Raw genomic sequence first — 26,684 nt, 5'->3', positions numbered from 1 at the left:
CCCGGTTGTCAGGGGACTCGGGCGAGGGCAGACTCGTCGACATGACCGATGCTCCTGACTTCTCCGGCCTCAGTGCCGTGTTCATCAACGCGACGCTCAAGAAGTCGCCCGAGCCCAGCAACACCGACGGCCTGGTGACCATGAGCGCCGACATCATGCGTCGCCATGGGGTCGCGGTCACCGAGATCCGCGCGATCGACCACCCCATCGCAAGTGGCGTCTATCCCGACATGACCGAGCACGGCTGGGAGGTCGACGCCTGGCCGGAGATCCTCGACCAGGTCATGGCCGCCGAGATCCTGGTGCTCGCCGGGCCAATCTGGCTCGGCGACAACAGCAGCATCATGAAGCAGGTCATCGAGCGGCTGTACTCCGCTTCCGGGATGCTCAACGATGCTGGTCAGTACGCCTTCTACGGCAAGGTCGGCGGCTGCGTCATCACCGGCAACGAGGACGGCATCAAGCACTGCGCGATGAACATCCTCTACTCGATGCAGCACGTCGGCTACACGATCCCGCCGCAGGCGGACGCCGGCTGGATCGGGGAGGCCGGGCCGGGTCCGTCCTACCTCGACCCCGATTCGGGCGGTCCCGAGAACGACTTCACCAACCGCAACACATCGTTCATGACGTACAACCTGATGCACCTGGCGAAGGCGTTCCGCGATGCCGGTGGCATCCCGGCGTTCGGCAACCAGCGCACCGTGTGGGACTCCGGAGTGCACGAGTTCGGAGCCAATCCGGAGTATCGCTAGACTTGACCGTGCGCAGCGTCGCGCACCCGTACACCGTCAGGTAGTAGCGCCAAGCAAGAGGATGGGCCCGTGGGCATTGTCGTCCAGAAGTACGGCGGCTCCTCGGTTGCCGACGCAACCAGCATCAAGAGGGTCGCCCAGCGCATCGTCGCGACCAAGAAGGCCGGTCACGACGTCGTCGTGGTCGTGTCTGCCATGGGCGACACGACCGACGAGCTGATCGAGCTGGCCAACCAGGTCTCGCCGCTGCCCCCGGGCCGCGAGCTCGACATGCTGCTGACCGCAGGCGAACGGATCAGCATGGCGGTGCTGGCGATGGCGATAGGCACACTCGGCCAGGAGGCCCGCTCGTTCACCGGCTCGCAGGCGGGTGTGATCACCGACTCGGAGCACGGACGCGCCAAGATCATCGACGTCACGCCCGGTCGCATCGAGGCCGCCCTCGCCGATGGCGCGGTCGCGATCGTCGCTGGGTTCCAGGGCGTCTCGCAGACCACCAAGGACATCACGACTCTGGGTCGGGGCGGGTCTGACACGACCGCGGTCGCCCTTGCGGCCGCACTGCACGCCGATGTCTGCGAGATCTACACCGATGTCGACGGGATCTTCACCGCCGATCCACGGATCGTCCCGAACGCCCGTCAGATCCCGCGCATCTCCTACGAGGAGATGCTCGAGATGGCGGCCAGTGGCGCCAAGATCCTGCACCTGCGCTGCGTCGAGTATGCCCGCCGCAACGACATGCCGATCCACGTACGTTCATCGTTCTCCGACAAGACCGGGACCTGGGTCGTGAAGTCCGAGGACGTCATCCAAGAAGGGGCTCCCATGGAGCAGGCAATAATCTCCGGCGTTGCGCACGATCGCAGCGAATCCAAGATCACCGTCGTCGGCGTGCCCGACAAGGTGGGTGAGGCCGCGACGATCCTGCAGGCCCTGGCCGACGCGCAGATCAACATCGACATGGTCGTCCAGAACGTCTCGGCCGCCGCGACGAACCTGACCGACATCTCGTTCACCCTGCCGCGGGCCGACGGACAGACCGCCATGACCGCCTTGGCGCGGCTCAAGGACACGGTCGGCTTTGAGCGCCTGCAGTACGACGACAGCGTCGGCAAGGTCTCGATCGTCGGCGCTGGCATGCGCTCGTCGCCCGGCATCACCGCTCGGTTCTTCCGCGCCCTGGCCGACGCCGGGGTCAACATCGAGATGATCTCGACTTCGGAGATCCGAATCTCAGTCGTCGTGACCGAAAACCAGGTCGACGCCGCGGTCAACGCGGCTCATGCAGCATTCGATCTGGGCACCGACGAGGTCGAGGCCGTGGTCTACGGAGGCACCGGACGATGACGACACTCGCGATCGTCGGCGCGACCGGCCAGGTCGGCATCGCCATGCGCAGCATCCTCGAGGAGCGCGACTTCCCCGCGGACCGGGTCCGTTTCTTCGCCTCCGCGCGCTCTGCTGGCAAGACACTCCTGTGGCGTGGCGGCGAGATCGTGATCGAGGATGCCGAGACTGCTGATCTCTCGGGCATCGACATCGCACTGTTCTCGGCCGGTGCGACGACCTCGCGGGCCCAGGCGCCCCGCTTCGCGGCGGCCGGCGCGATGGTCATCGACAACTCCTCGGCGTTCCGCAAGGATCCGGAGATCCCGCTGATCGTCAGCGAGGTCAACCCCGAGGACATCGCGCTCGCGACGCAGAACATCATCGCCAACCCCAACTGCACCACGATGGCAGCGATGCCTGTGCTCAAGCCTCTCCACGACGAGGCGGGCCTCGTACGGCTGGTGATCAGCAGCTATCAGGCCGTGTCGGGCTCCGGGATCGCCGGCGTCCGTGAGCTGCACGGGCAGGCGCTCGCAGTGGTCGAGAAGGCCGACGAGCTGGCATATGACGGCTCGGCGGCGCCCTTCCCGGCTCCCGAGGTCTACGTCGCGCCGATCGCGTTCAACGTGCTGCCGATGGCCGGCTCGGTCGTCGACGACGGCTCGTTCGAGACCGACGAGGAGCAGAAGCTCCGCAACGAGAGCCGCAAGATCTTGCACCTGCCCGATCTGCGGGTCGCCGGCACGTGCGTCCGCGTCCCGGTCTTCACGGGGCACTCGCTGTCGATCAATGCGGAGTTCTCCGCGGACATCACCGTCGAGCGGGCGACAGAGATTCTGTCGGCGGCAACCGGGGTCCGCCTCGTTGACGTCCCCACGCCGTTGCAGGCCGCAGGCACGGATCCGAGCCTGGTTGGCCGGATCCGGCAGGACCGGAGCATCGACGGCAACCGCGGACTCGTGCTGTTCGTCAGCGGCGACAACCTGCGCAAGGGTGCCGCCCTCAACACGATCCAGATCGCCGAGCTGCTGCTGCCCTAGCGCGAGGGGCAGGGCGCACCGACGTCAGCGAATGAAACGTGCGAACACCTCGAGCGCCGTCGGATCGATCAGCGCACCGGTCGCCGCGGCGTCCTCGATCGGTGTGCCCTGCAGGATCTTCTTGACCGGAACCTCGAGCTTCTTGCCGGACAAGGTGCGGGGGAGCGCCGCCACCTGATGGAGCGCATCGGGCACGTGCCGCGGCGAGAGCTGTGACCGCAGCGCCATCGAGATCTTCCCGGTCAGCGCGTCGTCCAGCTCGGCACCCGCGGCGAGCACGATGAACAGCAACAGTCGACCGGCGCCTCCCTCGTCGTCCTCGAGGTGCACCACGAGGCTGTCCAAGACTTCGGGCAGTGCCTCGACGACGGTGTAGAACTCGGAGGTGCCGAGTCGCACCCCGCCGCGGTTGAGGGTGGCGTCACTACGACCGGTGATGGTGCAGGTCCCACGCTCGGTGATCGTGATCCAGTCGCCGTGGCGCCAGACGCCCGGTATGTCCTCGAAGTACGTCGCCCGGTAGCGAGCGCCATCGGTGTCGCCCCAGAATCCGATCGGCATCGACGGCATGGGTCTGGTGATCACGAGCTCACCGAGGGCGCCGACAACTGGCTCGTGCTGGTCGTCGTAGGCCTCGACCGAGGCGCCGAGCATGCGGCACGACATCTCGCCGGCGTAGACCGGGACGATCGGCGCAGCGCCGACGAAGGCCGCGCAGACGTCAGTGCCGCCCGAGGTGGACGCGAGGTGTGCTGTGGCGCTGACCGAGTCGTAGACCCACCGGAACCCTTCTGCCGGCAGCGGTGCGCCGGTCGAGCCGATGCCTCGCAGGCGCGACAGATCAGCGATCTCGCGAGGCACGAGCCCCTCCTTGCGGCACTGCAGCAGGAATGGCGCACTGGTCCCGAAGTACGTGACCTGAAGACGCTCAGCCAGCTGCCACAGCATCGCGGTGTCGGGATACGCCGGGTTGCCGTCGAACATCACGACGGTAGAGCCCACGGCCAGACCGGAGACCAGCAGGTTCCACATCATCCAACCCGTGGTGGAGAACCAGAAGAATCGATCGTCGGGCCCGAGGTCGTGCTGCAGAGCGAGCGACTTGAAGTGCTCGACCGTGATGCCACCGTGGCCGTGCACGATGGGCTTGGGCAGCCCCGTGGTGCCGGAGGAGAACAGCACGTACAACGGGGCGGAGAAAGGCAGGCGCACGAACTGGAGCGGAGCGCTCTCGGCCGTCAGGTCGGCCCAGGTGATGGCGCCAGCAGGCGCCTCGGCGGCGGGGTCCAGGTATGGCAGCCACACCACGGCCCGCAGGCTCGGAAGGCTCGCAGTGATCGCCTCGACCTCGGCGCGACGGTCGATGCCCTTGGCGCCATAGCGGTAGCCATCGACCGCGAGCAGCACCGTCGGCTCGATCTGCTGCCAGCGGTCGACGACGCTCTGGGTGCCGAACTCCGGTGCGCACGAGGTGAACACCGCGCCGAGGCTCGCCGCGGCGAGCAACAGGACCAGCGTCTCGGGGATGTTGGGCGAGTAGGCGGCGACCCGATCGCCCTCGGTCACCCCGGCGCGGATCAGGCCGGCGCGGGCGCGCGCAACCTGGTCGCGGAGCTCGTGGGCGGTCAGGAGCACGTCGTCGCGGCTCTGCGAGGCCGCGACCACGACAGTGTCGTCGTCGGCGCGTCCGGGCATCCGCAGCATCGACTCGGCATAGTTCAGGCGCACGTCGGGAAACCACACGGCGCCGGGCATCGAGTCGTCCATCAGGGCACGGGTGGGGTCGCCGTCCGACGGGGGATCGGAGGCGAGCCAGATGGCTCGCCAGAACGCGTTGGGCTCATCGACCGACCAACGCCACAGCGACTCGTAGTCATCGAACCTGTGGTCCAGGTCTGCCATGAACTGCTCGAGGCGGGAGTGCCCATCCAGCGGTGGACTCCAGAGGATGTCAGTCACTCGGGAAGTGTAGGACTGCTGTCCGCAAGCGTGATGAGCCAGTTCGAGGTGGCATAGGTCAGCGCGCCGAGGGTAGGCACGAGCAGGAACGCCCACTGCGTCTCGGCCAGGCCGAGGAACAGCGCGAGGATTGCAACGATGGCCAGGACCACACCGAGGAAGCTGATCAGCCCGGGCTGCGCCGTGCCGAACGCAGACAGCAGCAGGTTGCCGAGGAAGAACGCGCCGAAGGCGACAACGACGAACGTCAAGGAGCCCCAACGCCCACCGCCCGAGGCCACGCCGCGCACCTGGGTGAATATCTCGAGCGCGAGAAGGGCGAAGCCGATCGACACCAGTCCGACGACGGCTCCGGTGATGATCGAGGCGAGGCGAGGTTCGATGTGCGGGATGCGCCAGGCCAACACGGTTCGCGTCCGGTCGGCGACGAACGTTCCGGAGGTGCGTCCGGCGGACCCTGCGAGGCCCGCTGCGACCGACGCCCGGGAGCCGACGGCGCGGCCGGCTGCGCCGACCTTGGCACCGACTTCGACCCGCGGACGCGACGGCTTGGCTGCCTTGACAGTGGTTGCAGTCGAGGCGCCGGCCCGGGTCGCAACCTTGGCTTGTGGCTTCGGCTTGGTCGAGACGGATCGGCCATAGCGGACCGACTGCGGAGGGGAGGCGGGTGCGGGTCGGGACACCGTCTTCTTGACGACGCGCTTGACCACCTTCTTGGGTGGCTGCTGCGGATCGTCGACCATGGGGCTGAGTCTTCCACAGGGGGTGTCATGACGCCCGGCCTTCACCTCAGGAAGGCAGTAGACCGACGAGCTGACTCCGCTGGGCTGGCAGTCCTCGTCGGTGCGCTGATGGTCGTGGCTGGCCGCCGTCGCGCCTGACGCTCGGTCCGCTCGGCCGTAGCCGACGTGGTGGAGGTGGAGCAGTCGGCTTTCAGGTGTCCGATTTGCCGACCTTCTCACCGCAGGCCGCGCGAAAGCCGATCAAGTCACCGCCCGCCGTCCTTCAGATGAGCCACGAGGAGCTGGCCGAGTCCGAGCTCACCATCAATCCAGACCGTGACTACCAAGGCCAATGAAAAAACTCCCGAACCTGCAAAATGCAGGTCCGGGAGTTTCCGATGTCCTGAGACATCACAATGGTCGGGCTGACAGTGTGCTGGTTCAGGACATAGGAAACCCATGTCTCGGGTCATAGGAAACTGCTGTCTCAAGACATAGGAGACACTTCGCTGGTCGGATTCGGCCATGTCGAAAGCCCGCCTGATCATCACCGCCGTCGTCCTCGAGGGCCGCACCCAAGCCGACGTCGCCGCGACCTACGGGGTGTCGAAAGGGTGGGTCTCCAAGCTCGTGGCCCGCTACCGCACTGAAGACGAGGCGGCCTTTGAGCCACACTCTCGACGGCCCAAAACAACACCGAACGCGACACCGGCCGAGACGGTCGAGCTGATCTGGACGCTCCGCCGCAAGCTGGTCGACGCCGGTCTGGACGCCGGCCCAGACACGATCGGCTGGCACCTGGCACAAGATCACGATGTGACGGTCTCTAGGGCCACGATCGCCCGACAGCTGGCCAAGGGCGGACTGGTTGTCCCGAGCCGAAGAAGCGACCAAAGTCCTCCTACATCCGTTTCCAGGCCCAGATGCCAAACGAGACCTGGCAGTCCGATTTCACCCACTACCCGCTGACCGACATCAAGGCCTATCCCAAAGGTGTCGAGATCATCACCTGGCTCGACGACTGCACCCGCTACGCCCTCCACGTGTCCGCCCACCGGGCGATCACCACGACAATCGTGAAGGCCACCTTCCGCAAAACCGCAGGCCAGCACGGCATTCCCGCCTCAACGCTGACCGACAACGGCATGGTCTACACCGTCCGACTCGCTGGCATCGGCAGGCAAGGCGGACGCAACAGCTTCGAGCAACAACTCCGCGACTGGGACGTGGTCCAAAAGAACGGCCGCCCCAACCACCCCACGACCCAGGGCAAGGTCGAACGCTTCCAGCAGACGCTCAAGAAGTGGCTCCGCGCCCAACCGGTCCAACCCGCCACCATCGACGAACTCCAAGCTGTGCTCGACGTCTTCGTCGACGAATACAACAGCCGCCGCCCCCACCGATCCCTGCCCCACCAGGCAACACCGGCCGCCTTGTTCGAGACCATGCCGAAAGCTCTGCCCGGCAACAGCCGGGACGCCGACACGCATGACCGTGTCCGTCACGACCGCATCGACAAAACAGGTGCCGTGACGCTGCGCGTCAACGGCAAACTGCACCACATCGGAGTCGGACGAACCCACGCCCGAACCCACGTCATCCTGCTCATCCAGGACCTGCACGTCCGCATCGCCAACGCCGTCACCGGAGAGCTTTTGCGCGAGCTCACCATCAACCCAGAACGCGACTACCAAGGCCAATGAAAAAACTCCCGAACCTGCAAAATGCAGGTCCGGGAGTTTCCGATGTCCTGAGACATCACATGGTGAGTAGTTTGTGAAACTCACCTGACCTGCGAGTACGTGGCGGCCGCGAGGAGATGCTCCCAGCGAAGTTGCGACTTGTTCCCAGCGAATTCCTAAAATCGTTGCAGTTTCAGTAGGCGAACAGGAACTGCATCGGCCTGTTTGGCGCGTTGTGTCATTGCGCTCATGGGAAACGCGATTATGGCGAGGCGAGCCCGACGGCATGGTGAACGATTGTCTTGGTTTGGCCCTACTCTCTTCCCATGGGTTCCCAAGAGATTGTGTCCTCCGCCTTCACGAAGGCTCTGAGCGTCCAGGCACCTCTTGCCAGAAAGAACGTCGACCGGCTTCGTCGGGTCAACCCGACGGATACACCCGCAGACCTCGTGCGGCGAGTCACGAAGTTCTACCTTGTTGGCGTCACATCTTCAGGCGGCGCTGCTGGCGGCGGTGCCATTGTGCCTGGGTGGGGGCTTGCAACAGCGGGTCTCGATCTCGTTGCGTTCACTGAGGCTTCGGTTCTTTACGCACTCACGCTTGCTGAGATCCACGGTCTGCACCCTGACGACATGGAGCGCAGACGGCTCCTGGTCCAGACCGTCTTGCTCGGAGACTCCGCGATTGCGGTGTTGAACAAGGGCGCTGAGCGGACTGTCCCGTACTGGGGAAAGTCGATCGTCAACAAGATTCCGATGACCACAGTAAATGCCGCCAACAAGGTCCTTGGTCCAAGGTTCGTCACGAAATACGGAACGAAGCAAGGAGTGCTCGTGTTGAGCAAGCAGGTTCCTCTAGGAATCAGCGTGGTGATCGGAGCGAGTGCGAACCACGTCGTGGGGCGCATGACGGTGAAGTCCGCGAAAAAGGTGTTCGGTCCTGCGCCAGTGGAATGGCTCGACATTTCGTAGGCGTCCGGCGAACACCTTCTATACGTGTCCTGTGCCGATCGACGGCGGTCGGATTTGCACGACGAATGGCATCCGCCGAAGCGAGCACCATTCAATCAAGGCAGTTCGACAGGCGAAACTACCTTGACCTACGAAGGAGTGACGGACGCGGAGACAAGATCCCTGCGAAGGTCCGACTTCTTCCCAGCCCGCCGACATCGGGTAGGAGGGCTACTCGGCTGCAGATTTCACATTCGTTCAAGTAGTACGGCCTTCTTGTTTGTGAACTCTTCATCGGTGAGAATCCCGGACGCATGCAATTCGGCCAGTTTCTTGATCTGGTCGGCGAGGTCGGGTTGGGTTTCAGATGGAGTCGAGCCCGCCAGGGTGACCTGCATCGGCGTGGCACTTTTCACCGTGTCGAGCACCGCATTGCCAGCCGCCTCGAGTGCCATGCCGATGCGATCTTCAGTTCGGGTCATACCGGCCTTCGTTTTCAGCGTGTGAACCTTCGCGCCTGTAGCAATGGTTAAGAACGCAAACCGCTTCTCCTTGGAGCCCAAGTAGTTCACGCCCATGACCATGGCCCCCGCGACCGCACGTCCACCAGCGCTCTTATCTTGAACCTGGAACGAGTATTCGATTGAACGCAACTTTTCAAAAGGTGTCTTGCCGGTCATCAAGGGACTCACTCGTACATAGCCGCCGTCATAAATCTCGACTGTGCTACCGCCAAAAACCTTTGACATCGTCGGAGTGCCGTAGGTAGCAAGGTTCTGCGCCAATCGCTCCTTGCGAACTGCCTGAGCATCGTCGACGCTCTTCTTGACAGATGAACCCCACTTCGCCAGTCTGCCCTGCTCTTTACCGACAGTGCCTTCAATCTCCTGATCGCTCATAGAGCCATGATGTCAGCGCCGACTCGCCCATTCGAGCGGTTGTCGAAATTGTCCAACTTTCGTTCGCACCAGTGGCCGGGCGTCGTTTCCCTACGCCGCTCAGCAGGGGCAACTTCGGCCATTGATGAGCAACGGTCGATTGCTGTCGAGTTTCCTAGCGGGCGAAGTGGCCGCAGCAGCCGTCGCACTCGTGCCGAAAGGCGGCCACTGGCCAGTCGCCCAAGGCCCGGATTCGGTAGTGAGCGTCGTCGGGGTCGGGGTGGAGTTGGTCGTGATCGCACACCCGGAAGGCGCGACCGCTGTCGCTGTCCCAGTAGACCGGAGCATGAGCAAGCGGGTGTTGAGACGGACGGTGCACCCAGCAATGACGACCGGAGCATGCCGATTCGGGATGGACGCTATGGAGTACACCGTTCGCGACGAAGGTAACGCCGTGCTCGGATTGTAAATCGAGTTCGACCTTTAGCATGTGAATCTGTTCGGGGGTCAGATCGTTCATCTGTCGACGGTCGCTCGAGGGTCTGACAAGTTCGGGCGGGCACGCCTCAACTAGCAAACCTTGGCCCGGGCGGTGGTCTCGTCAATCAGGGGTCAAGGGGTTGGCTCGGCGGTGGCGTACTCGTAGAAGGCTTTGGCGATGCTGCCGACCAGTTCAATGCGTCCGGGACCATTGGTGAAGAAGTAGTCGGCCATCTTGTTGTGCGAGCCTTGGTTGTCGGCAACTGCGTCTACGACGGCGTCGTCGAAGTCGGGGCTATCTGCAAACTGCTGCGCGGTGTTGACCTTGGCCTGCTGAACAAGTCCTTCGTCATCGAGGAGTGTGCGCAGGAGCGCTTCGAGAAACGACACCTTTTGCCCGGTGGTGAAGTCTTCATTGCCGAATAGGTCGTTGAGTCGGTCGATGACGACTTGGAAGGCTACGAGTTTCGGGTCGCGTTTTGCGCCGGAACCAGCAGCGGTCAATCCCTTGAGTCCGTTCGCCTCGACCAGGCCGATATCGGTTTTGCCTCTGTCGACTTGCTTAACGCCCAGCAATGACACATCTGACAGGTCTAGAGGTGCGGTGTAGTTGTGGGGCTGGATTTTAGGTTCCAGCAGACGTAGATAGATCGACTTCTTCTCGAGGTCGGGGTCGCCGAAGTCGATGATTTGGCTCATGAAGTCGTACAAGCGGATGAACGTCCCTACGTCTTTGCGGAACATGTCCAACTCGTCGATCAGCGGTTTGTCACCGCTGCCGCTATTCGCGATCAGCGCCGACTGGTACCGGGTTTGGAAACGTTCTTTGCCTGGGTTGACCGCAGCAGTGAGCGCGTTGTTGCCTTTCTGCTTCACCCACGCTTCAGCGCATTGGTCGATTTCGGCCTGCGTGAAGATTGCTGCTTGGTCCAGTTTCGATGCGACATCGTGAACCAGGTTTGGGTCGGTAGCCGTTTCCAGGTAGGCGTCTTTGAAGTACGGCTCGAACGATTCCTGGATCAGTTGCGGGTCGTTGACGAAATCGACTACCTGGGTGGCGCTGTCGGTCTTCTCCACACCGTTCGGGGTGACATAGGTGCGGTTGAGCCTGCTGAGCGTTTGCACGGCGGTGACGCCGGATAGTTGGCGATCGACGTACATTGCGCACAGCAACGGCTGGTCAAACCCTGTTTGGAATTTGTTGGCCACGATCATGACTTTGTATTCGTCGCCCTTGAACGCGTTACGCAAGTCGTAGACGCCTGGGTTCATGTTCGCTTCGGTGAAGTCATCTGGCCCAAAATCGGTGTCGGTGACGCCACCCGAGAACGCAACCAACGTGCAGTAGCCGTAGCCCTTCTTGGTGATGTAGGTGTCGATCGCCAACTTGTAACGGACAGCGGCTTTGCGCGAATCGCTGACGACCATCGCTTTCGCGTGACCCTCGAGCAGGTGGGCAACGTTGTCGCGGAAATGTTCCACGATGATGGCCGACTTTTGGGTGATCGTTTGCGGGTTGATCTTCACCCAACGCATCACCTGGCTTGTCGCTTCACTCTCATCGACTTCAGTGAGCGGCACAGACTGGGTAGCAGTTTGGGCGGCCGCGTTCTGCCCGATCCTGAACGCCAACTTGAACGAGTGGTATCCCTTCAACACGTCCAAGATGTAGCCCTCCTGGATGGCCTGCTTCATCGTGTAGACGTGGAACGGTGCTGGAAGACTTGTGCTGGAATCGGTTGGCACACGACCGAACAGTTCCAACGTTTTCGCTTTGGGCGTTGCCGTGAACGCGAAGAAGGAAATGTCGTCGGAGTCGGCGCGTTCGGTGGCTTCAACCGCAAGGGTGTCTTCGACGCTGAACTCGCCGCCGTCTTCGATGTCTAGAAGTTCGTCGGCAGTGAGTACCGCCTTCATCTTCGACGCGACTTGGCCGGACTGCGACGAGTGGGCTTCATCGGCGATTACAGCAAACTTCTTGCCCTTCAAACCCTTGTTCTTGCGGATCTCTTCCATCGCGTAGGGGAACGTCTGAATGGTGACAACAATGATCAGTTTGCCGTCAGTCAGCGACTTGGCGAGCAACCCAGATTTGGATGTGCCTGAACGGGACGCTTCGCCACGGTCGATGGCGACCACGATGTCCTGGTCATTGTCGATTTGGCGGATCGCTTCCTGCAACTGTTCGTCCAACACGTTGCGGTCCGTCACCACGATCACCGAGTCGAACACCTTCTGGTTGTTGACCTGCAAACGTGCCAGCCGGTGCGACAACCACGAAATCGAGTCAGTCTTGCCTGATCCTGCCGAGTGCTGGACCAGGTATCGGTTCCCTGAACCTTCGGCTTTGACGGTCTCGGTCAGGTTTGCGACCGCTTCCCACTGATGGAAACGGGGGAACCGTAGCGATGAAGATTTGGACTTCTTGCCTGTGATCGGGTCGGTGACCCTTTCATGCTTGATGTACACGAACCGGCCCAGAATGTTTAGCCAGGCGTCGCGCTGCAATATCCGTTCCCACAAGTACGACGAAGGAGAACCGGACGGATTGTGCGGATTCCCAGCCCCACCGTCCTCGTCACCACGGTTGAACGGTAAGAAGCGGGTACTGGTACCAGCCAACTCGGTGGTCATCCATACTTCGTCATTCGACGCTGCGAAGTGAACGACCGCGCGTGCGCCAGCAACAAACAGCGGCTGCACCTTCTTCGTTCCAGGATCTTTCGGCAAACGGGTCTTCTTGTACTGCTCGATGGCATCAGCCACCGACTGCGTGAAGTCAGTTTTCAACTCAATCGTCGCCACTGGCAGACCATTCACAAACAGCACCAGGTCAACTGACTGCTGGTTTGCTGTCGAAAAATGCACTTGCCGCATCACACGGACGCGTACCTTCGAGTAGTCCTCAACCGTTGCGGCGTTCAAAGTCGATTCGGGCTGGAACTGGCACACCTTGAACTTCGCGTTCACATGCGTGAACCCGTTGCGCAGCACATTTAGGGTTCCGCCGCCGCTCTCCATCGGCGTATCCAGAACCTTCACCAACCGGTCCAACACCAGACCACGCTGCTTGTCGACGTCAGCCGCATCCGGCTTGACGACCTTCGCTAACTGGTCTGGCTGAGTGTCCCCGAGCCAACCGAAGAGATCCTCTGGGAAGACCGCGCGCTCACGGTCGTAACCCTTGTCGTTCGCCGAGTACAGCCAACCGCTCGCGGCCAGATGGTCACAGAGTTCTTTCTCGAACTCAATCTCGTTGTGCTGAGCCATGGGAAGCCTTCTCTAGTTCCACGCGGAAATGATGACTAGGGCGGCCGTCGCGATGGCTAAGGCGACCGTCGCCCACGCGAGTCGCGCCGTTTGGTGAGCCATGCGCTTGGTCTCACTAGCGGCATCGCGAGCGGCGACCATGGCTTTCGCCTGAAGTATGGCTAGCGCAGTCTGATCGTCACCATTCCCGCGCCCCACGATGAATCGCTGAATCAAGGTCGCCTCGTCTAAAGCCCATAGGTCGTCGGTGAACGACCGTTTGGGTGCCTTCGTTGGCTCGCTGCCAGCGCCGTCGTCAGCCATCAGGCGACCTGCTCTCTCACGTCGATCTGACCAGTCACTGCAGCCGTGATCAACGCTGACCGGCGCTCACGGGATAGTTCGATGAAGCGCTCCGCCTCAGCGATTAATGAGTCGATCTTGGCAGCCTGTTCGTCAATGCTGACGGCAATCTCAATCTGTTCTTCCATTGGTGGCAGAGGGATAGGGAGGTTGTTCAGTTCCGGCTGCTGCACGCGCCGATCGAAAGTTGTCTGAGCCCGCGTGTAAAGCATGTACTGATCGATATAAGGACTGGAGCGCAAAAGGTGATGTAGGTAGCGAGGATGTACTGCGTCAGCGACATCGAACACGCGATAGTCGGGGCTCACTGCGCCATCAACCTGGCTGACCCCGATTGCACCACCAATGAGCCACATCGGGTTCACGACCAGACTGTCCGGGTGAGTCACTAGGTACTTGGGGAGGCTCCCTTCATCGGGCTCTTGCCGACCCCCGAGAGAGTCTCGTCGAACTATTTCTCCTGTTGATTTGAGGGACATCATCGGTTCGCTCAGATCGGAGTTTCGCTCGACGACACGTTTAAGGACAGCGAGAAAGCGCTGGATTCCCCAATGTGCCGGAGTGTTCGCGAGGAGCGGTTCGACAGCGCGATGTCGTCCAATCAGGCGTAGTTCTCGCGGCTTGCCCGAATCGAGGCCGAAGACACCACGATCCACCAAGGACTTTCGCCGTTCATGCAACATCTCAACAAGCCGTTGCTGCTCTTCGATGAGCGTGTCGATCTGCGCGGTCTCACGGTCTAGGTATTCGGCGATGCCTTTCTGTTCCGCCACCGAGGGCAGCCAGATTTCCACCCCACGTATGAAATCCCAACTTGCCCTCGGCATCTTCGCGCCAAACACCGAGGAAACCACTGGATCAAGAAAGCGGTCCGAGAGAAGCGCGAATCTCAAGTAGGCACTGTCGACTAGTTCGGTGTTCGGGCGATAGACGTGGAAATCGCCAACCGCCGCTCCTGCGGTATCGGCACACCAAACCTTTGCTAGGTAGGGGCGGAGTTTTCCAAAGAGAACGTCCCCCACTTCGAACGCGATCCCATCCCCGTCGTAGTCCGTAACTGGGGATGAGACAAGACTTCCCGTCTTGGATTCGACTGCCTCAAGTCCGATACGAAACTCCCGGTCAGAGGTCTTTTCTGTTGCGAGCGAAACTACACGGCCCAACGGAACAGTTCTCATGCCTCAACCTCACGAAGCAACCCCAAGATCTTGGCGACCTGCGCTTCGAGGTCCGCGTCGATTTCGGCGAGTGGGCGTGGCGGGACGTACTTGTAGAAGTGGCGGGTGAACGGAACCTCGTACCCGACCTTGGTCTTCTTGGTGTCGATCCAGGCGTCAGGAACATGTGGTAGTACCTCGGCCTCGAAGTACGTCTTGATAGTCGATGCCTGACCTGGCTCACCTTCTATGTTGCCGCCGTACGTGAACGGGATGTTCTCGGTGTCACGCTTCTTCGAGTCGGGTTTCGGGTTGCTGTTCTTGTCGGTGACTGGCTTGCCGTCGTCATCAAGCAGTGGGCGCTCGACCGTGATGGTCCAGTAGCCGAAGTCCGTGTTGTTGAAGATCTTCGACTCGTCGTTCTCTTCAAAGGCGTCGTAGAGTGCCAGGATCTGTTCGCGTGCTTGCGCGTCGATCTCGCGGCCCTTGTTGCCCAAGTTCTTCCGCATCTTCGTCCACATCGAAGTCGCGTCAATTAGTTGGACCTTGCCGACACGTTCGGGCTTTTTCGAGTTGTCGAGAATCCAGATGTACGTGGCGATACCGGTGTTGAAGAACATGTTGGTTGGCAGAGCGACGATCGCTTCCACCAGATCGTTCTCCAGCAGCCAACGCCGAATCTCGGACGGGCCAGAACCGGCTGCACCGTTGAACAATGGCGAACCGTTCAAAACGATCCCGGCTCTGCCGCCGCCATCATGCTCGGGCCGCATCTTGTGAGCCAAATGGGTGAGGAACAGCATCTGACCGTCAGAGACAGACGGCAGTCCAGGGCCGAACCGTCCGTTGGGGCCGCCCTTCTTGTGTTCCTCCTTGACCGTGGATTCGGATGCTTTCCAGTCCACTCCGTATGGAGGGTTCGACATACAGAAGTCGAAGGTCCGGTCGAAGAACATGTCGTCAGCGAGAGTGTCTCCGAGACGGATGTTCGATGCGTCTTGACCTTTGGCGATCATGTCGGACTTGCAGATGGCGTAGGACTGATCGTTGATCTCTTGGCCGTACAAACGGAGCCGCGCGTCAGGGTTTCGTTCGAGGAGGCGCTCTTCTGCGACGGACAACATTCCGCCCGTACCAGCGGTCGGGTCGTAGACAGATCGAACCGTGCCTGGCTCGAGAAGCGCCTCGGAGTCCTCGGCGAACAGCAGATCGACCATCAAGCGGATCGCATCGCGGGGCGTGTAGTGCTCACCGGCTTCTTCGTTCGAGGCCTCGGCAAACTTGCGGATCAGTTCTTCAAATATGTCGCCCATGTCAGCGTTCGACACCGTCGACGGGTGAAGGTCCACCTCGGCGAACTTGGACACGATCAGGTAAAGCCGGTTCTTCTCGTCCAGTTTTGCGATCTCGTTCTCGAACCCGAACCGTTCAAACACGTCGATGTTCGACGAGAACCGTGTCAGGTAGTCGAGCAAGTTGGCGCGCAAACCTTCGGGGTCTTCAAGCAGCCGAGCGAAGTCGAACTCCGACGTGTTGTAGAAACTGAGTCCGGTCTTGCGTTTCACCTGAACGTCGAGTGCACCGTTGTCGTACTTGGTGGCAAGCGTTCGAACTTCGTCGCGAGATTCAGCGAGGATGCAGTCGAGCCGGCGAAGAATGGTGAATGGCAACACGATGCTGCCGTACTGGTGCGGCTTGTATACGCCACGCAACTGATCCGCGATCGACCAGACAAGGTTCCCCAGGTTGCTCACTGCTGCTCCAATTCATTTTGTATCAGTGCTGGCTGCGTGTGATCGGCAAGATGCCCAGACATCCGCGCCACTTCCTCTTGGATACCGCCAAGGTGGCGCTCTGCTTGCGCGATGACTTCGAGCCGCAGAATGGCCTCACCACGTAAGACTTTGGACAGGTGGTCGTACGGCGTTCCAACATCCTTGGCGTAGGCGCTGACAGAACCGTGCTTGACCTTCGCTTTCCTTCGGATCACATACGAGAAGCGGTGCTGGATGAGTGCAGCCGCGATGCGAGTCCGGTCGAGTTCATTGCGGGGATTGCTCATCCAATTGATATCCCACACCTTGCCGAACCCGTCCCATTCGTCCGCGTAGTCGCGGGGAACGAATCGTGGGTCACTCACCCGGTACAGGGTAGAAGACTTTCCATCCCAGCACCGGAAAATGTCTAAAAGACCGGATCTCGACTTTATTGGTGCCTGTCTCGATCAGCGTCGACGTCGGTCGCCGCATAGGTGCTGGCATGAACAACTCATTCAGTATCCGGCCAGAGCCGGGCCCCGAGTCCACGCTCCAAGCGAGCGACTGTGACGACCTCGACCCAGGCTTGCCCGTCAAGGACCTTCGCGACGAGCGAGTGGTGGATGCCGCTGTCGGCGGCCACCGAGCGCAGGCTCCTGTCGCCGATGGCGGCCCGGAGGTTGACGGCGATGCGTCGCAGGACCTCGGCGTCGGGGTCCGAGCAGGCGGCGCTGGGCCAGTCGGCACTGAAAGTGCTCGGGGCGTCGCGCCGGGGGCGGGGCATGGGTCGAGCCTAGACGCCGTGGCGATTCCTGTCGCCACTTCAGATTGTCGGGAACTGGAGGTACGGTCGACCCTCGCGGCTGGCGATAACTATAGCCAGCAGGATGAGGAGTGGGCTCTGGTGGTGAAGAAGATTGACTCGTTCACTCCGAAGATTGACCCGACCGATTGGGTGGTCATCGAGACGTTCGTCCGTGAAGCCGTCCGCGATGCGGAGCCTGATCGGTACACGACGGCACAGCCCTGGCTGAGCGCCGTTGCTCAACTCGTTCAGTGGTCCATCAAGGTCGAGTGCCTCGACCTGGAGCGCGCGGTCATCTTCCACCCGTCGAACATCTTCGACTTCGTCGGTCAGCGCGATAGCCGGTCGGACGCGGCGCAGGGAACCATCCGCTCTATCCTGCTGCGCATCTCGGCCCGGTTGCTCGGTGAGCACCCCGGAGCCACCGAGGACCGCCGCTCGTACAACTCAAGCCAAGGAAAGAAGCCGTACACGGCTTCGGAGAAGGTCGGACTGCGCTCGTTCGTCAACGGCCAGGCCACCGAGCACCGCCGCAAGAACCTTGAAGTCGTCGTCGCGCTCGCAGCCGGGGCAGGAGTGACTGCCGTCGAACTGCTTTTGCTCACGTCCGACCACATCGAGGTCCGTCGCAACACGGTCCTCGTTCACATTCCCGGCAAGAACTCGCGAACCGTCCCGGTTCTCGCCGAGTGGGAGGACATGGTCCGCGTAGTTGCGAAGGCGGCGCCGAAGACCGGGCCGCTGGTTCTTCGGAACTACGTCAAGTACCGCGTCGGCAACGCCGTCGCTGACTTCCTCTGGACCTGCAACGGCGAAGGCGTCAAGCCGCATTGCCAGCGCTTGCGCTCGACTTGGATGGTCGACCACTTGAATGCCGCGACCCCCGTGGACCTCTTGCTGAAACTGGCTGGAGTCACGCAGGTCTCCACGCTCCAGCGGTACCTGCCGTTCGTCGATGTCCGCGAAATTTGTGATCACATGGATGCGCTCCGCCTGGGGGCGAACTCATGAGTGACCTCGACTACTTGGGACGGCACGACACCAGACTGGAATTTCAGCGAGTGGTGAACGCGGCCCGATTCATTGACCAATCGGGCGCTCTCCCAAAGTTGGCTGCTCTTCGGGCCAAGATGCGTGCTGGCCGAGGCGCCGGTGGGCGTCCGGGGTCGGTCACAGACCGTGCCATCCTCGTCGTCCTGTTCCTTTTGGCCACTGAACACGAGGCCATGCATCTCACACTTGCCACACATACTGTTCGGCGCCGCTTGGATGCTGCCTCATTGCGATACCTGGAACTGCACCGATTCGACGAACTCTCCGAGGTGCAGGTCTATCACCGACTGGCCCGCGCTCTGCAAACCCTCATTGCCCCATGCGACCCGTTCCGTGGACCTCGCCGGAAGCGACTGACGTTCGCCGAGTATGAGCAACTGGTGAACTCGCGAGACATTGAGGCGGTTGAGCGCCTCAACGACGTCCTGCACGAAATCGTGAACGACCTGGTCTTCTCTTCTGCCAACGCCGACGGCGGACAGTGGATTGCGCAAACGGACGGCAACTTCGCATTCGACGGCACCCTCATCAAGGCTGGCGGCGGACGCGGAACAGACAAGAAGTTCGGCAGGTACGTCTCTTCGGAGCCGGACGCCAGCATCTACTTCCGCGACGGCGACCACAGTGGAACGGACATCTCGGCGGGCAAGAAGAAGTTTGCCAAGCACGCGTTCGGCTTCGAACTGACGCTTGCCACGATGACTGACAACTTTCGTGTTGGCCGGGACGGCGAAGTCCACCAACAGGAGATGCCGCACGTCGTTGTAGGGATTGGGTGGGACGGGGCGAGTCGGGCGCCAGGCCGCAACGCAATCCGCGCTCTGAAGTCAGTTCCGGCCCATGGTCTTCCAGTCAATCTTGGGTTGGGCGACCGGGCGTACTACTCCGGTGCCAAGACCGAGCACTTTCATGTGTTCGCGTCGGCGATGGGGTTCAAGCCGGTCACCGAATACAGGGTCGACCAGTTGGGCAAGCAGGACGACTATCGAGGAGCCCTCCAGGTCGATGGGTGGTGGTACTGCTCGACCATGCCGAAGAATCTGATCTCTGCCACCAAGGACTACAAGGACGGCCTCATCGACAAGAAGACACGGAACAAGCGGGTCGAAGCCCGACGGAAGTACGCGGCAATCCGGAAGTCTCGCCCCGATTCGGAAGGCGTGACTCGCTGGTCGCACCCGGTCAACTTGGGTCACCGCTGCAATCCTGACCGGAAGGACGCGGACCTGTTCTGCACCCAGAAGACCATCTCGATTCCACTCGCGGCAGGCCTCAAGCACGCACAGGAGTTTCAGTTCGAGAGCCCTGAATGGAAAGCGGCCTACAACTTGCGGACCACAGTCGAGCAGGCCAATGGCGGATTGAAGCGGGGGTCGACACACAACCTCGGCGAGAAGGAGAAGCGACGCTTGCGTGGGCGAACGGCACAGTTCGTCCTCGCGGCGTTGGTCGTCATGGCTAGGAACATCGAACTGTTGAGACTTGCACGTAGGAAGCAGGAGGACGTTGAGTTCGCCAAGTCGGTTGCACGCAAGAAGGAACTTCGGAAGTCGATGCCGTACAACTCCGCGAGAATGAACGATGACGAGCGTGAAGAAATCGAAAAGGCGATGGCCGCTCGAACCTGAGTAGAACCTGCACCCTCGAAATGGCCACAAAGTGGCCCCGCAAGGTACACCTCCAGCCCTGACCGAAGATCAACGGTCGGGGCTTTGCTATTTCCTCACGGATCGCCATGACCGTACGGATCGACAGGCACAAGCGGGCGCCACGCGCCGTTCCTGGCCCCGTTTTCATGACAAAAGGCGCCCGCCGAAGCGAGCGCCCTTCAATCTGGCAGTTTCACAAATCAAATCGAGTAGTTCCGCAAACTACTCATGGTCGGGCTGACAGTGTGCTGGTTCAGGACATAGGAAACCCATGTCTCGGGTCATAGGAAACTGCTGTCTCAAGACATAGGAGACACTTCGCTGGTCGGATTCGGCCATGTCGAAAGCCCGCCTGATCATCACCGCCGTCGTCCTCGAGGGCCGCACCCAAGCCGACGTCGCCGCGACCTACGGGGTGTCGAAAGGGTGGGTCTCCAAGCTCGTGGCCCGCTACCGCACTGAAGACGAGGCGGCCTTTGAGCCACACTCTCGACGGCCCAAAACAACACCGAACGCGACACCGGCCGAGACGGTCGAGCTGATCTGGACGCTCCGCCGCAAGCTGGTCGACGCCGGTCTGGACGCCGGCCCAGACACGATCGGCTGGCACCTGGCACAAGATCACGATGTGACGGTCTCTAGGGCCACGATCGCCCGACAGCTGGCCAAGGGCGGACTGGTTGTCCCGAGCCGAAGAAGCGACCAAAGTCCTCCTACATCCGTTTCCAGGCCCAGATGCCAAACGAGACCTGGCAGTCCGATTTCACCCACTACCCGCTGACCGACATCAAGGCCTATCCCAAAGGTGTCGAGATCATCACCTGGCTCGACGACTGCACCCGCTACGCCCTCCACGTGTCCGCCCACCGGGCGATCACCACGACAATCGTGAAGGCCACCTTCCGCAAAACCGCAGGCCAGCACGGCATTCCCGCCTCAACGCTGACCGACAACGGCATGGTCTACACCGTCCGACTCGCTGGCATCGGCAGGCAAGGCGGACGCAACAGCTTCGAGCAACAACTCCGCGACTGGGACGTGGTCCAAAAGAACGGCCGCCCCAACCACCCACGACCCAGGGCAAGGTCGAACGCTTCCAGCAGACGCTCAAGAAGTGGCTCCGCGCCCAACCGGTCCAACCCGCCACCATCGACGAACTCCAAGCTGTGCTCGACGTCTTCGTCGACGAATACAACAGCCGCCGCCCCACCGATCCCTGCCCCACCAGGCAACACCGGCCGCCTTGTTCGAGACCATGCCGAAAGCTCTGCCCGGCAACAGCCGGGACGCCGACACGCATGACCGTGTCCGTCACGACCGCATCGACAAAACAGGTGCCGTGACGCTGCGCGTCAACGGCAAACTGCACCACATCGGAGTCGGACGAACCCACGCCCGAACCCACGTCATCCTGCTCATCCAGGACCTGCACGTCCGCATCGCCAACGCCGTCACCGGAGAGCTTTTGCGCGAGCTCACCATCAACCCAGAACGCGACTACCAAGGCCAATGAAAAAACTCCCGAACCTGCAAAATGCAGGTCCGGGAGTTTCCGATGTCCTGAGACATCACATGGTCGGGCTGACAGGATTTGAACCTGCGGCCTCGTCGTCCCGAACGACGCGCGCTACCAAGCTGCGCCACAGCCCGACGCCCCCTACGAGAGGGAACCCGGAGAGTCTATCTCAGTCAGGGTGAGCAGGGTTGCCTCGGGGCGGCAGGCAAAACGTACCGGCGTGTATGGCGACGTTCCGAGCCCGGCGGAGACGTGCAGCCAGGACGGTTCATGCCCCTCGACCTGGTGGGTGTGGAGGCCGCGGGCGCGGGCGCGATCCAGGTCGCAGTTGGTCACGAGCGCGCCGTACAAGGGCACGCGGAGCTGTCCGCCGTGGGTGTGGCCGGCCATGATGAGGGGATAGCCGAGTGTGTTCCAGCGGTCGAGCACCCTCAGGTAGGGCGCGTGCGCGACTCCGATCGCCAGGTCGGCTGCAGGGTCTGCAGGGACTTCGTCGAGCACGTCGAAATTGAGGTGCGGATCGTCCACTCCGACGAATGCCAGCCGCCGGTCGTTGACCACCAACGAGGCGTGGCGGTTGGTCAGGTCGGTCCAGCCGCGCTGCTCGAAGGCGTGCCGCAACTCCTCGAACGGGAGGTCGCGGGTGCGCTGCCAGTTGCCACCGGTCCCGCCCCGCAGGTAGTTGACGGGGTTCTTGGGCACGGGGGAGAAGTAGTCGTTGGACCCGAAGACGAACGCACCGGGGAGATCCAGGAGGTCGCCGTAGGCGGCCAGGACCGATGGCACGGCGTCCAGGTGGGCCAGGTTGTCGCCCGTGTTGATGACCAGATCGGGCTCGAGCTCGGCCAGGCTGCGGAGCCACTGCTGCTTCTTGAGCTGGCCTGGCGTCATGTGGGTGTCCGACAGGTGCAGGACCTTGAGCGGCAGCGAGCCGGGGGCAAGGACCGGGACCGTGACGCGGCGGAGCGTGAAGGCACGGACCTCGTAGATCGAGGCGTACGCCAGCCCCGCCGCGGCGGCCGCTATCGGCCAGAGCAAGGGACGCACGTGACCAGCCTGTCACAGTCGTGGTGGGACACTGGGTCCATGTCAGCTCTCAAGGACCAGCTCCACTCCGACCTCATCACCTCGATGAAGGCGCGCGACGCCCTTCGCACCTCGACCCTGCGGATGGTTCTCTCAGCGATCACGAATGCCGAGGTGGCCGGCAAGGAGGTCCGCGAGCTGACCGATGAGGACGTCATTGCGGTCCTGGGGTCCGAGGCCAAGAAGCGTCGCGAGGCCGCTGAGGCGTTCGCTGAGGGCGACCGTTCCGAGCTCGCCGAGAAGGAGAAGGCCGAGGCCGCGATCCTCGCCGACTACCTGCCCGCGCAACTGACCGCCGACGAGATCACCGCGATCGTCACGGCCGCCGTCGACTCGACCGAGTCTGCCGGGGCGGGCATGAAGGCCATGGGCCGCGTCATGGGAGTCGTGTCACCCCAGGTCAAGGGCAAGGCAGACGGTGGTGCCGTCGCGGCCGAGGTCAAGCGCCAGCTGGGCGCCTGACTCAGGCCGGGCCCCCGCCGTCATTGGCTCCTTGGTCGGAGCTAGGCTTTTTTTCCTTCTTCTCGACCTTTGGTGGAGCTGGCTTGCCCTGAGGGGGCCTCTGGAAGTTCTCGCCGTCCAGGGAGCCCTGGATCGCCTGCATCGCCTTGGCCCACATGGGTCCGGCGAGCGAGCTGCCGCCGACCGACCCGAAGTTGAGGAATCGGCCGTTGATCGTGACGCCCGCGAGAGACTTGGGGTTGCCGTTCGAGCTAACGCCGGCAATCATCGCGGCGGTCGCCAGGTCCGGCGTGTAGCCGGCGTACCAGACCGCCTTGTTGTCCTGGGTCGTGCCGGTTTTGGCGGCTGAAGCCACCCGCAGTCCTGTGCCGTTGGAGAACCCGAAGCCGCCGGGCTCCTGCACGCCGCGAAGGATGTCGTTGATCTGCGCCGCCTGGTCCTCGGTGAGGACCCGCTTGCAGCTCGGCTTGAACTTTTTGACGGTCTTGCCGCTGGCGTCGACGATCTCGGTGACCGGCAGCGGCTCGCAGTACATCCCGCCGGACGCGGCGGTGGCGTAGGCGGCCGCCATGTCGAGCGGGCTGACGCTCGTGACGCCGAGGGTGAACGGGCCGACGATGTCCTGCTCGGGGACCGTGATGCCCATCGACTCGGCGGCGCGCACGGTGTTGCAGAGTCCGGCCTTCTTCTCGAGCTGAGCGAAGTACGTGTTCACGGACAGCCGCGTCCCGGTGTACATGTTCATGACACCTGACGACGTCGAGTTGCTGACCGGCCATGGCGAGGTGCCGCGACCCTCACAGTCGAAGTAGGTGCCGGACGGCACGGTCATCTTGCTTGGTGAGTTGAAGGACTGACCGACGCTGATGCCCTGCTTGAGCGCCGCCGCGACGGTGAACATCTTGAACGTCGACCCGGCCGGGAAGCCGCCCGAGTCGCCATAGGCCGTCGGCACCGTGAAGTTGATGAAGGACTGGCCCTTCTTCTTGTCCCGTCCCATCGGCCGCGACTGGGTCAGGGCACGCACTGCGCCGGTACCGGGCTCGATCATCGCGAGTGCGCCGATCGCCCCGTCCTTGGCCTTGACCGTCGCGGTGACGGCTTTGTTGGTGGCCTTCTGCTTGTCCACGTCGATCGTGGACTTGATCGTCAGGCCGCCCCGCTCGAGCGCTCGCTGGCGCTCCTCGGTGTCGGCACCCAGGGCGTCCTGCGTGAGCAGGTAGCGACGGACATAGTCGCAGGAGAACTCGGCGACCGTGGAGACGCAACCATTGGGGTACTCGGTGATCTTGAGGCCCAGGGGCTCAGCCTGGTACTTCGTCGCATCGGCTTCGGTGATCTTGCCGAGCCGGGCCATGACCGCCAGCACCGTGTTGCGCCGGGCGAGGGCCTTCTCGGGATAGACGCCGGGATCGAACTCGACGGGGTTCTTGACCAGCCCTGCCAGGGTCGCGGCCTGACGAACGTTGAGCTTGGCGGGGCTCACCGAGAAGTAGTGATAGCTCGCGGCGCTGATGCCGTAGGCGCTGTCACCGAAGTACGCGAGGTTGAGGTAGCGCTCGAGGATCTCCTTCTTGGTGTGCTGCTCCTCGTACGAGATGGCGAGCTTGAGCTCACGGATCTTGCGCGAGGTCGACTTCTTGATAGCGGCGAGCCGCTGCTCCTTGGTCGTGGCCTGCGACACGAGAGTCAGCTTGACCAGCTGCTGGGTGATCGACGAGCCGCCCTGGGTCTGGCCCTCCGAGGCGTTGTTGACGAGCGCGCGGAGCGTGCCCTTGAGATCGAGTGCTCCGTGCTGGTAGAAGCGGGCATCCTCGATCGACAGCAGGGCGTCCTGCATGACCGGAGAGATCTTGTCGAGCGGGATGTCTTGCCGGTTCTCCTCGTAGAAGTACGCGATCAGGTCGCCGTTGGAGGCCAGCAGGCGCGTGGTCTGTGCGTTGGGCTGGTCGTCCAGGCGCAACGGGAGGTCGACGATGGCATTGCTGACGTTGTTGGCCGTCGCGGCGAACAAGGCTGTGCCGGGGATGACGACCGCGGCGAGAAGCACGCCGACGACGGCGGACAGCAGCGCCATCGTGCCGATGATCGAGAGGGGTCCGTCATGCTGCTTCTCACGCCGGGCTGCTTGGCGCAGCGATGAGCGAATTTCGTCCCAAGACATGCACATCAGAGTACGGGACGATGCTGAGAGGTCCTGGGCGAGACAGCCTGTGCTAGTTCATCGGGACTAGTAAAGATGGTCAGGAACGGTCTGACGCGCGCGGCGGCGATTTTCTAGATTGGAGGTACCAACTTCGGCCGACCGGCCGGTCTCGGGGAGGTAAGAAATCATGTGGAACGAAAACTGGGCGGCTGACGCCGCGTGTCGCGGAAAGTCCGATGCGCTGTTCGTCAAGGGTGCCGAGCAGAACCGCGCCAAGCAGGTCTGCGGTACGTGCCACGTGCGGGCTGAATGCCTGACCGAAGCGCTGGACAACCGCATCGAGTGGGGCGTCTGGGGCGGAATGACCGAGCGCGAGCGGCGTGCGCTCCTGCGCCGCCGGCCCAACGTGACGACCTGGCGCAGCATCCTCTCCGTCGCTGTCTAGTTCTTCTTGGCCTGTGCGGCCAGCAGGTCACCGATCTCACGCAGTCCGTCGAGGTCGTGCACGTCCCCGGCCAGGGCGGCTATCGATGCCGTCGGTACTGCCGGGTGGGCCGCAGTGAACCGCTGCTTCAACCGAGCCTCGCGGGCCGCGACCCGCATGCGCTCGGCGTGGATCTCGAGCAGGTCCGCCGTCATCTTGTCCGTCGCGGTGCCGCTCGCAAGCTTGTGACCAGCCGACTCGGCGTCAGCCGCGGTGATTCCTTCGGCGCCGTTCTGGTGCACCCGGTTGACCACGAGACCAGCCAGAGGCATGCGCTCGCCGGCCAGCCGCTCGACGAAGTACGACGCCTCGCGCATGGCGGCCGGCTCCGGAGCGGCGACCACGACGAACGCTGTGCCGTCGGCCTGCAGGAGCGCGTACGTGCGCTCCGCGCGCTGGCGGAAACCGCCGAACAGGGTGTCGAATGCCGCGATGAAGGTCTGCATGTCGGTCAGCACCTGTGCCCCGAGCACCTTGTTGAGTGCGCTCGTCACGATCCCGAAGCCGGCGCTGAGCAGCCGGGCCGGGCCCTTGGCCGGAGCGAGCAGCAACTTGATGAAGCGGCCGTCCAGCAGAGATGAGAGCCGGTCCGGCGCGTCGAGGAAGTCCAGCGCGGATCGCGACGGCGGTGTGTCGACGATGATCAGGTCCCACGCCTTCACGGCCGGATCTTCTGATGTTTCGGGTCCACCGGGGTCCTGGACAGCCCGGCTCGCCTGGGCGTGCAACTGGCCCAGCTTCTCCATTGCCATGTACTCCTGGGTGCCGGCGAACGAGCTCGACAAAGCGACGTAGAACGGGTTGGCCAGGATCTGCTGCGCCTTCTCTGGCGTCGCGTGGGCTTCGACGACCTCGTCGAAGGTCCGTTTCATGTCGAGCATCATGGCGTCGAGACTGCCGCCGTCGGCCCCGACGCCTTTGACCGGTCGAGGTGTGTTGTCGAGCTCGGTGAGGCCCATCGCCTGGGCCAGTCGTCGCGCCGGGTCGATCGTCAAAACGCACACGGTGCGGCCCTGCTCGGCTGCGCGCAGGGCGAGCGCTGCTGCCGTGGTGGTCTTGCCGACACCGCCGGACCCGCAGCAGACGATGATCTCGGTCGTGCGGTCGGCCAGGAGCCGGTCGACGTCGAGCGTGTGGGCGATGGCGCCGCCTGTTCCGC

General features: G+C 62.6%; 25 protein-coding genes, 1 tRNA gene and 1 pseudogene. 14 read left to right on the top strand and 13 right to left on the bottom strand.

What is annotated here, in order from left to right; genetic code table 11:
- The first annotated feature begins 41 nt into the window (after window positions 1–41).
- From C6I20_RS14495 to C6I20_RS14485, 3 genes are all read left to right on the top strand, one after another.
- On the top strand, window positions 42–755 hold the full coding sequence (locus C6I20_RS14495) for a flavodoxin family protein (RefSeq protein WP_118397173.1): 714 nt from the start codon (window positions 42–44) through the stop codon (window positions 753–755).
- A 69-nt stretch (window positions 756–824) separates the two neighbouring features.
- Window positions 825–2,105, top strand: a complete 1,281-nt coding sequence (locus C6I20_RS14490; RefSeq protein ID WP_118397170.1) for an aspartate kinase — start codon at window positions 825–827, stop codon at window positions 2,103–2,105.
- On the top strand, window positions 2,102–3,127 hold the full coding sequence (locus C6I20_RS14485; RefSeq protein WP_118397167.1) for an aspartate-semialdehyde dehydrogenase: 1,026 nt from the start codon (window positions 2,102–2,104) through the stop codon (window positions 3,125–3,127). The genes C6I20_RS14490 and C6I20_RS14485 overlap by 4 nt, the downstream gene beginning before the upstream one ends.
- A 24-nt stretch (window positions 3,128–3,151) precedes the next feature.
- Here the strand turns inward: C6I20_RS14485 and C6I20_RS14480 are convergent, their stop codons facing one another.
- Together C6I20_RS14480 and C6I20_RS14475 are read right to left on the bottom strand one after the other, a co-directional pair.
- Window positions 3,152–5,086, bottom strand: coding sequence for an acetoacetate--CoA ligase (locus C6I20_RS14480; protein WP_118397164.1), 1,935 nt, complete (start codon window positions 5,084–5,086; stop codon window positions 3,152–3,154).
- On the bottom strand, window positions 5,083–5,829 hold the full coding sequence (locus C6I20_RS14475) for a hypothetical protein (RefSeq protein ID WP_118397161.1): 747 nt from the start codon (window positions 5,827–5,829) through the stop codon (window positions 5,083–5,085). The genes C6I20_RS14480 and C6I20_RS14475 overlap by 4 nt, the downstream gene beginning before the upstream one ends.
- Window positions 5,830–6,333: 504 nt before the next feature.
- Between C6I20_RS14475 and C6I20_RS17445 the strand changes: the two genes are divergently transcribed.
- The 3 genes from C6I20_RS17445 to C6I20_RS14465 all read left to right on the top strand — a co-directional run bounded on the left by C6I20_RS17445 (window position 6,334) and on the right by C6I20_RS14465 (window position 8,461).
- A complete protein-coding gene (locus C6I20_RS17445; RefSeq protein WP_216822862.1) occupies window positions 6,334–6,777 on the top strand; it encodes a leucine zipper domain-containing protein in 444 nt (147 codons plus the stop codon).
- Window positions 6,732–7,511, top strand: a complete 780-nt coding sequence (locus tag C6I20_RS14470; protein WP_216822902.1) for an integrase core domain-containing protein — start codon at window positions 6,732–6,734, stop codon at window positions 7,509–7,511. Before C6I20_RS17445 ends, C6I20_RS14470 begins: the two co-directional genes overlap by 46 nt.
- Window positions 7,512–7,816: 305 nt before the next feature.
- Entirely contained in the window at window positions 7,817–8,461 is a 645-nt protein-coding gene (locus C6I20_RS14465) for a hypothetical protein (RefSeq protein WP_118397158.1), read from the top strand.
- Window positions 8,462–8,688: 227 nt separating this feature from the next.
- On the opposite strand, the gene C6I20_RS14460 is transcribed toward C6I20_RS14465, so the two are convergent.
- The 7 genes from C6I20_RS14460 to C6I20_RS14425 all read right to left on the bottom strand — a co-directional run bounded on the left by C6I20_RS14460 (window position 8,689) and on the right by C6I20_RS14425 (window position 17,108).
- Window positions 8,689–9,339, bottom strand: a complete 651-nt coding sequence (locus C6I20_RS14460) for an SHOCT domain-containing protein (RefSeq protein ID WP_118397156.1) — start codon at window positions 9,337–9,339, stop codon at window positions 8,689–8,691.
- 154 nt (window positions 9,340–9,493) lie between these two features.
- A complete protein-coding gene (locus C6I20_RS17190; RefSeq protein ID WP_162891351.1) occupies window positions 9,494–9,838 on the bottom strand; it encodes a hypothetical protein in 345 nt (114 codons plus the stop codon).
- A gap of 92 nt (window positions 9,839–9,930) precedes the next feature.
- Window positions 9,931–13,068, bottom strand: coding sequence for a type I restriction endonuclease subunit R (locus C6I20_RS14450; RefSeq protein ID WP_118397150.1), 3,138 nt, complete (start codon window positions 13,066–13,068; stop codon window positions 9,931–9,933).
- Window positions 13,069–13,370: 302 nt separating this feature from the next.
- Entirely contained in the window at window positions 13,371–14,588 is a 1,218-nt protein-coding gene (locus tag C6I20_RS14440; RefSeq protein ID WP_162891350.1) for a hypothetical protein, read from the bottom strand.
- On the bottom strand, window positions 14,585–16,321 hold the full coding sequence (locus tag C6I20_RS14435; RefSeq protein WP_118397141.1) for a class I SAM-dependent DNA methyltransferase: 1,737 nt from the start codon (window positions 16,319–16,321) through the stop codon (window positions 14,585–14,587). The genes C6I20_RS14440 and C6I20_RS14435 overlap by 4 nt, the downstream gene beginning before the upstream one ends.
- Window positions 16,318–16,707: a hypothetical protein gene (locus tag C6I20_RS14430; protein WP_118397138.1), complete on the bottom strand. Its 390-nt coding sequence runs from the start codon at window positions 16,705–16,707 to the stop codon at window positions 16,318–16,320. The genes C6I20_RS14435 and C6I20_RS14430 overlap by 4 nt, the downstream gene beginning before the upstream one ends.
- A 128-nt stretch (window positions 16,708–16,835) precedes the next feature.
- Window positions 16,836–17,108 (bottom strand): XRE family transcriptional regulator, encoded by a 273-nt coding sequence (locus C6I20_RS14425; RefSeq protein ID WP_118397135.1) that lies wholly within the window; start codon window positions 17,106–17,108, stop codon window positions 16,836–16,838.
- An 18-nt stretch (window positions 17,109–17,126) separates the two neighbouring features.
- Here C6I20_RS14425 and C6I20_RS14420 point away from each other — a divergent pair, with 18 nt between their 5' ends.
- The 6 genes and pseudogenes from C6I20_RS14420 (at window position 17,127) to C6I20_RS17430 (ending at window position 21,344) form a co-directional block, all read left to right on the top strand.
- The gene (locus C6I20_RS14420; RefSeq protein ID WP_162891349.1) at window positions 17,127–18,140 is read left to right on the top strand and encodes a hypothetical protein; all 1,014 of its coding nucleotides are present in this window, start codon (window positions 17,127–17,129) and stop codon (window positions 18,138–18,140) included.
- Window positions 18,137–19,810, top strand: a complete 1,674-nt coding sequence (locus tag C6I20_RS14415) for a hypothetical protein (RefSeq protein ID WP_162891348.1) — start codon at window positions 18,137–18,139, stop codon at window positions 19,808–19,810. Before C6I20_RS14420 ends, C6I20_RS14415 begins: the two co-directional genes overlap by 4 nt.
- A 358-nt stretch (window positions 19,811–20,168) precedes the next feature.
- Entirely contained in the window at window positions 20,169–20,612 is a 444-nt protein-coding gene (locus C6I20_RS17440) for a leucine zipper domain-containing protein (RefSeq protein ID WP_216822862.1), read from the top strand.
- Window positions 20,567–20,842, top strand: a pseudogene (locus tag C6I20_RS17870) (DDE-type integrase/transposase/recombinase); the annotation flags it as partial. The gene C6I20_RS17440 and the pseudogene C6I20_RS17870, both read left to right, overlap by 46 nt.
- Window positions 20,843–20,862: 20 nt before the next feature.
- A complete protein-coding gene (locus tag C6I20_RS17865; RefSeq protein WP_371682688.1) occupies window positions 20,863–21,174 on the top strand; it encodes an integrase core domain-containing protein in 312 nt (103 codons plus the stop codon).
- Entirely contained in the window at window positions 21,087–21,344 is a 258-nt protein-coding gene (locus C6I20_RS17430; protein WP_216823125.1) for a hypothetical protein, read from the top strand. The genes C6I20_RS17865 and C6I20_RS17430 overlap by 88 nt, the downstream gene beginning before the upstream one ends.
- Before the next feature lie 60 nt (window positions 21,345–21,404).
- On the opposite strand, the gene C6I20_RS14405 is transcribed toward C6I20_RS17430, so the two are convergent.
- Both C6I20_RS14405 and C6I20_RS14400 read right to left on the bottom strand, forming a co-directional pair.
- Window positions 21,405–21,481, bottom strand: a tRNA-Pro gene (locus C6I20_RS14405).
- Window positions 21,482–21,488: 7 nt separating this feature from the next.
- Window positions 21,489–22,394: a metallophosphoesterase gene (locus tag C6I20_RS14400; protein WP_118397127.1), complete on the bottom strand. Its 906-nt coding sequence runs from the start codon at window positions 22,392–22,394 to the stop codon at window positions 21,489–21,491.
- A gap of 39 nt (window positions 22,395–22,433) precedes the next feature.
- Here C6I20_RS14400 and C6I20_RS14395 point away from each other — a divergent pair, with 39 nt between their 5' ends.
- A complete protein-coding gene (locus C6I20_RS14395; protein WP_118397124.1) occupies window positions 22,434–22,895 on the top strand; it encodes a GatB/YqeY domain-containing protein in 462 nt (153 codons plus the stop codon).
- A 1-nt stretch (window position 22,896) separates the two neighbouring features.
- Here C6I20_RS14395 and C6I20_RS14390 read toward each other — a convergent pair whose 3' ends face one another.
- Complete coding sequence (locus C6I20_RS14390; protein ID WP_162891347.1) at window positions 22,897–25,059, bottom strand: transglycosylase domain-containing protein; 2,163 nt, start codon at window positions 25,057–25,059, stop codon at window positions 22,897–22,899.
- Between the two features lie 169 nt (window positions 25,060–25,228).
- Here C6I20_RS14390 and C6I20_RS14385 point away from each other — a divergent pair, with 169 nt between their 5' ends.
- Window positions 25,229–25,486 carry a WhiB family transcriptional regulator gene (locus tag C6I20_RS14385; RefSeq protein ID WP_118397119.1) on the top strand — a complete coding sequence of 86 codons (258 nt, stop codon included), beginning with the start codon at window positions 25,229–25,231 and terminating at the stop codon, window positions 25,484–25,486.
- Here the strand turns inward: C6I20_RS14385 and C6I20_RS14380 are convergent.
- Entirely contained in the window at window positions 25,483–26,667 is a 1,185-nt protein-coding gene (locus C6I20_RS14380) for an ArsA-related P-loop ATPase (RefSeq protein WP_118398967.1), read from the bottom strand. The two genes, C6I20_RS14385 and C6I20_RS14380, sit on opposite strands and share 4 nt — an antisense overlap.
- Between the last annotated feature and the right edge of the window lie 17 nt (window positions 26,668–26,684).

Origin of the sequence: Aeromicrobium sp. A1-2 (assembly GCF_003443875.1) — a bacterium.
Lineage (GTDB): Bacteria > Actinomycetota > Actinomycetes > Propionibacteriales > Nocardioidaceae > Aeromicrobium.
Note: the sequence above shows the minus strand (reverse complement) of the source record. Positions and strands in the feature narration are given on the sequence as shown.

Excerpts from the sequence above, each read along its gene's own strand:
- C6I20_RS14460 (WP_118397156.1), bottom strand. The coding sequence starts at position 9,339 with ATGAGCGATCAGGAGATTGAAGGCACTGTCGGTAAAGAGCAGGGCAGA.
- C6I20_RS14395 (WP_118397124.1), top strand. The coding sequence starts at position 22,434 with ATGTCAGCTCTCAAGGACCAGCTCCACTCCGACCTCATCACCTCGATG.
- C6I20_RS14450 (WP_118397150.1), bottom strand. The coding sequence starts at position 13,068 with ATGGCTCAGCACAACGAGATTGAGTTCGAGAAAGAACTCTGTGACCAT.
- C6I20_RS14470 (WP_216822902.1), top strand. The coding sequence starts at position 6,732 with ATGCCAAACGAGACCTGGCAGTCCGATTTCACCCACTACCCGCTGACC.
- C6I20_RS14485 (WP_118397167.1), top strand. The coding sequence starts at position 2,102 with ATGACGACACTCGCGATCGTCGGCGCGACCGGCCAGGTCGGCATCGCC.
- C6I20_RS14385 (WP_118397119.1), top strand. The coding sequence starts at position 25,229 with ATGTGGAACGAAAACTGGGCGGCTGACGCCGCGTGTCGCGGAAAGTCC.
- C6I20_RS17430 (WP_216823125.1), top strand. The coding sequence starts at position 21,087 with ATGCCGAAAGCTCTGCCCGGCAACAGCCGGGACGCCGACACGCATGAC.
- C6I20_RS14425 (WP_118397135.1), bottom strand. The coding sequence starts at position 17,108 with ATGCCCCGCCCCCGGCGCGACGCCCCGAGCACTTTCAGTGCCGACTGG.
- C6I20_RS17440 (WP_216822862.1), top strand. The coding sequence starts at position 20,169 with ATGTCGAAAGCCCGCCTGATCATCACCGCCGTCGTCCTCGAGGGCCGC.
- C6I20_RS17445 (WP_216822862.1), top strand. The coding sequence starts at position 6,334 with ATGTCGAAAGCCCGCCTGATCATCACCGCCGTCGTCCTCGAGGGCCGC.
- C6I20_RS14440 (WP_162891350.1), bottom strand. The coding sequence starts at position 14,588 with ATGAGAACTGTTCCGTTGGGCCGTGTAGTTTCGCTCGCAACAGAAAAG.
- C6I20_RS14465 (WP_118397158.1), top strand. The coding sequence starts at position 7,817 with ATGGGTTCCCAAGAGATTGTGTCCTCCGCCTTCACGAAGGCTCTGAGC.
- C6I20_RS17190 (WP_162891351.1), bottom strand. The coding sequence starts at position 9,838 with ATGAACGATCTGACCCCCGAACAGATTCACATGCTAAAGGTCGAACTC.
- C6I20_RS14475 (WP_118397161.1), bottom strand. The coding sequence starts at position 5,829 with ATGGTCGACGATCCGCAGCAGCCACCCAAGAAGGTGGTCAAGCGCGTC.
- C6I20_RS14415 (WP_162891348.1), top strand. The coding sequence starts at position 18,137 with ATGAGTGACCTCGACTACTTGGGACGGCACGACACCAGACTGGAATTT.
- C6I20_RS14495 (WP_118397173.1), top strand. The coding sequence starts at position 42 with ATGACCGATGCTCCTGACTTCTCCGGCCTCAGTGCCGTGTTCATCAAC.
- C6I20_RS14390 (WP_162891347.1), bottom strand. The coding sequence starts at position 25,059 with ATGTCTTGGGACGAAATTCGCTCATCGCTGCGCCAAGCAGCCCGGCGT.